General features: G+C 60.1%; 5 protein-coding genes, 1 tRNA gene and 1 pseudogene. 3 read left to right on the forward strand and 4 right to left on the reverse strand.

Annotation, left to right across the window (positions count from 1 at the left end):
• From JJ869_RS21570 to JJ869_RS21580, 3 genes and pseudogenes are all read left to right on the forward strand, one after another.
• Positions 1 to 481, forward strand: a pseudogene (locus JJ869_RS21570) (hypothetical protein); the annotation flags it as partial.
• Positions 478 to 1,017 (forward strand): pilus assembly protein, encoded by a 540-nt coding sequence (locus JJ869_RS21575; protein ID WP_292270633.1) that lies wholly within the window; start codon positions 478 to 480, stop codon positions 1,015 to 1,017. The pseudogene JJ869_RS21570 and the gene JJ869_RS21575, both read left to right, overlap by 4 nt.
• Complete coding sequence (locus JJ869_RS21580) at positions 1,017 to 1,769, forward strand: hypothetical protein (protein WP_292270636.1); 753 nt, start codon at positions 1,017 to 1,019, stop codon at positions 1,767 to 1,769. The genes JJ869_RS21575 and JJ869_RS21580 overlap by 1 nt, the downstream gene beginning before the upstream one ends.
• A gap of 3 nt (positions 1,770 to 1,772) precedes the next feature.
• On the opposite strand, the gene JJ869_RS21585 is transcribed toward JJ869_RS21580, so the two are convergent.
• From JJ869_RS21585 to JJ869_RS21600, 4 genes are all read right to left on the reverse strand, one after another.
• Positions 1,773 to 2,249: a hypothetical protein gene (locus JJ869_RS21585; RefSeq protein WP_292270639.1), complete on the reverse strand. Its 477-nt coding sequence runs from the start codon at positions 2,247 to 2,249 to the stop codon at positions 1,773 to 1,775.
• Positions 2,250 to 2,295: 46 nt separating this feature from the next.
• Positions 2,296 to 3,246: an NAD(P)-dependent oxidoreductase gene (locus tag JJ869_RS21590; RefSeq protein WP_292270641.1), complete on the reverse strand. Its 951-nt coding sequence runs from the start codon at positions 3,244 to 3,246 to the stop codon at positions 2,296 to 2,298.
• A 98-nt stretch (positions 3,247 to 3,344) separates the two neighbouring features.
• Positions 3,345 to 5,144, reverse strand: coding sequence for an ABC transporter transmembrane domain-containing protein (locus JJ869_RS21595; protein WP_292270644.1), 1,800 nt, complete (start codon positions 5,142 to 5,144; stop codon positions 3,345 to 3,347).
• Positions 5,145 to 5,280: 136 nt separating this feature from the next.
• Positions 5,281 to 5,354: transfer RNA gene (locus JJ869_RS21600), tRNA-Gly, on the reverse strand.
• Between the last annotated feature and the right edge of the window lie 217 nt (positions 5,355 to 5,571).

A 5,571-nucleotide genomic window follows, 5' to 3' on the forward strand; every position in this document is an offset into this window, starting at 1 on the left:
GCACTTGGTGCGTGATTTGAGCGGCACAACCAGCGATGTCTACTTCTGGGATCACGAGCGCAACAATGCGTTGGACCAACGGTATCGCAATACGCCTGATGGCGGCACAAGCGCACGCCGGATGAGCAACGCGGAAGTCTTTGCGCGCTGGGGCACACGTGCCTTCGGGCAGAAGTTCTTCCGGGTGCCCTATCTGGACGGGTACGTGTCGTACAACCAGTACTACAACGCGTATTACGCCTACACCCCGATTGTTTCGGGCGACCAAGCCGACGGCCGTCTATCGACGATCTGTGGGGCCGCTCGTGACGCAGACATCACCGTCTTCGCAATCGGTTTTGAAGCCCCCGATGAAGGTCAGGCCGCAATGCGCGACTGCGCCTCGTCTCCGGCTCACTACTTCCCGGTCGAAGGTCTTGAAATCTCCGACGCGTTCCAGGCGATTGCCCGGACCATTAACCAGCTGAGGTTGACACAATGATGCGGTTTGCTCCCAAGAAAATCCGCAGCTTCCTGCGGGACGAAAGCGGCTCTGTCGTAACGATCCCCTTCGTCATCTGGATGCCGGTGTTCCTGGCCGTGATCGTCGCGGGTATGGAAGTGGGTGCCCTCTCGATCCGACACACGCAACTTGAGCGTGGACTGGATCTCGCGGTTCGCGAAGTACGCCTGGGCACCGGTGAAAACATCGACCACGACACGCTCAAGACCATGATCTGTGAAAACACAACTCTTCTCACGGATTGCGAGAACGTGCTGCGGCTCGAAATGATCCCGCTCAGCCTTCGGGAATGGACGGAACCGGCGCGCGATGCGGACTGCTACGACTCGGCAGAACCCATTCGCCCGCTGCGCCAGTTCGATCCGGGTCAGCCCAACGAACTGATGCTGCTTCGCGCCTGCTACAAGTACAAGCCGATCACTCCGATCGGTAGCGTGGCGGCCTCAATGCCCAAAGACGACGATGGTTACGCCGCAATCGTATCCTTCTCGGCCTTCGTACAGGAGCCCTTCTAATGTCTGCTCGTATTCATGAACGTGTGTCGCGGTTCATCCGCGACACCAAGGGCGATGCTTCGCTTGAGGCAATCATCATCCTTCCGGCTCTGCTCGTGATCTTCGCGATCTCTTGGCTGTATTTCGACGTGATGCGCCAGCAGGCCATCAACCAGAAGGCCAACTACACGATCGGTGACATCATCTCGCGGGAAACCGAGATTCTGGATGACACGTATGTCGACAATGCCCGGAACCTCCTGTTCCACCTGGCTCAGGCACAGGGCGACGACGTCGACATGCGGATCTCGGTGGTCCAGTTCAACAAGAACGGTACAGGTACAAGCACCGGCAACGCGACCTACGATCTTGTGTGGTCTGTCGCCCGTGGTGACTGGCCGGCCCTGACACAGTCGGACATGGCAACGTACAAGCCTGTTCTTCCGATCCTTGCCATTGGCGACCAGACGATCATCGTGGAAAGCCGCGACTGGTATCAGCCGCTGGTTCAACTGGCGAATGACGGGTTCGACATCACCACCTATTCGTTCACCCGCCCGCGCTTTGCATCGCAGGTGATCTTCGAAGGTGAAAATGATGGCTCCGGCAAGACCTGGCAGAACAACGGCTGGGGCAATGGTGACCAGGATGCACCCGGTGGCTCGCTCTGCAACAACAACGCAGAAAACGCGGACGAAGGCGCTGCAAGCACCGAATGTACTTCGACCACCACCAAGCCGACCAACGGCAAAGGCAAGAAAAAGAATACCTGATCTTCAAGCCTGACGTCGTGCCACCATCACGGCAATGATATCGGCCATTGGGCGGGCCTGTGACCCCGGTGTCACTCCGCCCACGGCCACCCGGCGCCCCACGCGCCACCACAAACCCGGCTGCCACGCCCGTGGCGCCGGGTTCTTCAGTTTCAGCGTAAAGCCATTGGACGGCTTCATCGCAAACGCGCCCCGGTTGACTGCGACGATGTCCTCGACCCGCGCGATCACCGTGCCCTCGCTGTCGGTCAGCGCCTCTTCGGTGAGAAACAGCTTTCGCGTCGTCGCCACCTGCAGCTTGTACGCCATCCAAAGCGAAATCAGCCCCATCCCGATCAGGAAAGCCTGCCACACAAGACTGGCGGGCGGTTGCAGGAAAGCAAGATACAGAACCAGACCACCCAACATGAGCAGCATGCCGATCCCGATGACACGGCGGGGCCCGCGCGGATCAACCTCGGCAAGGATCTCGTCGGTCATGGCGTCTCTCCTGTGATGCAAAGACGCCGATAGCGCATTCACACCATCAAGGCGAGACCGCTCTGCGGATCTCGGACCCGCGTTCCTCGGGTTCGTCGTCGATGAGTTCAGTCGGGAAGCCGGGTGCCGTGATCGACAGGCCTGTGGCTTCCTCCAGCCGTTCGATCAACCGATCCGACTGCGCCCGGTCGCCATAACGCGCCTGCCCGTCCTTCACGATCTGGATCAGCAGCGGCGACAACTCCAGCGGAACATCCTTGGCATCGGCCAGCGACTGGAACAGACCAATATCCTTGAGCACCAGATCCAGCGTGAAATCCACGTCGCGATTGCCCGACAGGATCAACTGGCTTTCAGTTTCATGCACAAAAGACGTACCCGACGACGCCTTGATCGCCTCGTAGGTGATACCAAGGTCGATGCCATGCGCCGCAATCGTGGTCATCGCTTCGCACAGGCTCGCCAGATGGATGGTCGCCAGATAGTTGGTCATCACCTTGAGCACAGATGCGCTGCCCACCTCTCCGGTGTGCAAGACGCGACGCCCCATATAGGTCAGAAGCGGCAACACCGTCTCAAAAGTCGCGCGGTCGCAGCCTGCGAAGATCGAGATATTGCCCGTCGCCGCCCGGTGGCAGCCACCCGAAACGGGCGTGTCCGCTGCGCGCCCGCCCCGATCCTGCACCGCCTTGGCCTGAACCTTGATCGCTTCGGGATCAGTGGTCGACATCTCGAGCCAGATTTTACCCGGCACGATTTCCGGCAGAAGCTGATCCAGAACCGCCTGTGACGCCGCCGGGCTGGGCAGGCTGGTGATCACCACCTCGCAATCGCGCATGATCTGGGCCGGGCTGGTGCCCGCTTTTGCGCCTTGGGACACCAGCAGGTCGATCCGCGCAGGATCAAGGTCAAAGACTGTCAGGTCCACTCCGTTGCGTGCCAGCGTGCCCGCCAGCTTGGCCCCGACAGCCCCCAATCCCACAAATCCAACCTGCATGGCGTTCTCCCTGTTTGCCGTTTGGCGCCAAGGTGACGTTGTCGGAACTGACCTGTCATGGCCAAAACCGACACTTGCCGATCTGCTTGTCGAAATTTCTACTCGGCCGCCATGCCGTCGGTGAACTGCAACCGCGCCAGACGGGCATAGAGCCCATCTTCGGACACCAGCGCATCATGTGCGCCAGTTGCCACGATACGACCCTCTTGCATCACAATGATCCGATCCGCCTTTTTCACGGTCGCCAAACGGTGCGCCACGATCACGGTCGTGCGCCCTTCGGACAACTCATCCACCGCCCGCTGCACCGCCCGTTCGCTTTCCGCGTCCAAGGCACTGGTCGCCTCGTCCAGCAGCAGCACCGGCGCGTCCCGCAGAATGGCACGGGCGATGGCGATCCGCTGCTTCTGGCCACCCGACAGCATCACGCCGCGTTCGCCCAGCCAACTGTCATAGCCATCAGGCAACGCCACGATAAAGTCGTGCGCCGCAGCAGCCTTCGCCGCGTTTTCAATCTCTTCATCCGTCGCATCGGGGCGACCAAAGCGGATGTTCTCGCGGGCAGAGGCCGCAAAGATCACCGGGTCCTGCGGCACGAGCGCGATATGCTTGCGGAAATCATCGCGGTTGAAGGCGTCAATCCGCATGCCATCAAGGCAAATCGCGCCCGAGTCCGGGTCATAGAACCGCTGGATCAACTGGATGATCGTCGTCTTGCCAGCGCCGCTCGGGCCGACAACGGCCACTGTTTCGCCGGGTGCGATCCGCAGGTTCACACCATCCAAAGCGGCCACTCCCGGGCGGCTGGGGTAGGCAAACTGCACATCCTCAAACGTGATTTCGCCGCGCACCGGTTCCGGCAGCAACATTGGCATCTCGGGGTCGTTGACCGTATCTTCGGAATGCAGCAATTCGACCAATCGCTCGGTCGCACCCGCCGCCCGCTGCAATTCACCGAAAATCTCGGACAGCGCCGCGACCGACCCCGCAACCATCACGGAATAGATTACGAACTGCACCAGCTCACCCGGGCTCATCGTGCCGTTTCGAACGTCCGTGGCGCCAATCCACAGAACGCCGACGATCCCAGTGAACACAAGGAAGATCACAATCGCGGTCATCTGCGCCCGTGTCCAGATCCGGCGACGGGCCGCGTCAAAGCTCTTTTCTGTCACCTCGCCAAACGCATTGCGCGAAATGTCCTCGTGCGTGAAAGCCTGAACCGTCTGCACCGACAGCAGCGCCTCTGACGCATTGCCAGACGATGCGGCAATCCAATCCTGGTTCTCACGGCTCAGCTTGCGCATCTTGCGGCCCAGCACGAGGATCGGCACGACCACCGCAGGCACGATCAACAGCACCATCCCGGTCAGTTTGGCCGAGGTGAACAGCATCAGGATCATGCCACCGAAGAAGATCAGCACGTTGCGCAAAGCGATGGAAATGGACGACCCGATCACGCTCAGGATCAGGGTGGTGTCGGTGGTGATCCTGCTCAGCACTTCACCGGTCATCACGCGCTCAAAGAACGACGGGCTTAGGCCGATCACCCGCCCAAACACAGCCTTGCGGATATCGGCAACAACCCGTTCCCCCAACCGCGTGACCAGCGCGTAGCGCAGCGCGGTGCCGATGGCGAGCAGACCCGCAATGCCCAACGCCGCCGCGAAATACAGATCCAGCAGCGCCCCGTCGGAGGTGTTGAAATTGTCCACCACCCGGCGCACGGCCATCGGAAGGATCAAGGACACGCAGGCTGTGGCGCTCAGTGCAAAGAGCGCTGCGAACATGAGCAGCCGGTAAGGCGCGACAAACGGCCAAAGCGCAGCCAGAGATCCAAGCTTCTTGGACTTCTCGCGTTCGTCGTTCTTCGCGGGTATTGGTGTCGCGTCGGCCATCAGGTTCCCATTTTCAGCTGCACCCGCTTAAACATTGGCCTGACCGCACTGGTCAAGCCGAACGCGCCGCAAATGCCGATTTGCCGCGCTAAAGTCTTAGATTTTCCGGGGAAACCAGAGAATTCAGGTATGTCTCTGGAGCGGGCGACGGGAATCGAACCCGTATCATCAGCTTGGAAGGCTGAGGTCTTACCATTACACAACGCCCGCGCAACACGCTACGGGGTATTTCATGCTCGATCGTAGGTCAAGTATCTGCTGAATAATGAGGAAGGAATTTCGATGACTGAACCGCGCCGGGTTTGCCGGAGGCTTCAACTCATGAGTAGGATGGAGCATTATGACGAAGACAACGAACAAGTATTCACCAGAAGTGCGCGAGCGTGCCGTGCGAATGGTATTGGATGGCGCAGGTCAGCATGAGAGC

The sequence above is a fragment of the Marivita sp. genome, assembly GCF_017643905.1.
GTDB lineage: Bacteria > Pseudomonadota > Alphaproteobacteria > Rhodobacterales > Rhodobacteraceae > Marivita.

Coding starts and splice junctions, on each gene's coding strand:
- JJ869_RS21595 (WP_292270644.1), bottom strand. CDS start 5,144: ATGGCCGACGCGACACCAATACCCGCGAAGAACGACGAACGCGAGAAG.
- JJ869_RS21585 (WP_292270639.1), bottom strand. CDS start 2,249: ATGACCGACGAGATCCTTGCCGAGGTTGATCCGCGCGGGCCCCGCCGT.
- JJ869_RS21590 (WP_292270641.1), bottom strand. CDS start 3,246: ATGCAGGTTGGATTTGTGGGATTGGGGGCTGTCGGGGCCAAGCTGGCG.
- JJ869_RS21575 (WP_292270633.1), top strand. CDS start 478: ATGATGCGGTTTGCTCCCAAGAAAATCCGCAGCTTCCTGCGGGACGAA.
- JJ869_RS21580 (WP_292270636.1), top strand. CDS start 1,017: ATGTCTGCTCGTATTCATGAACGTGTGTCGCGGTTCATCCGCGACACC.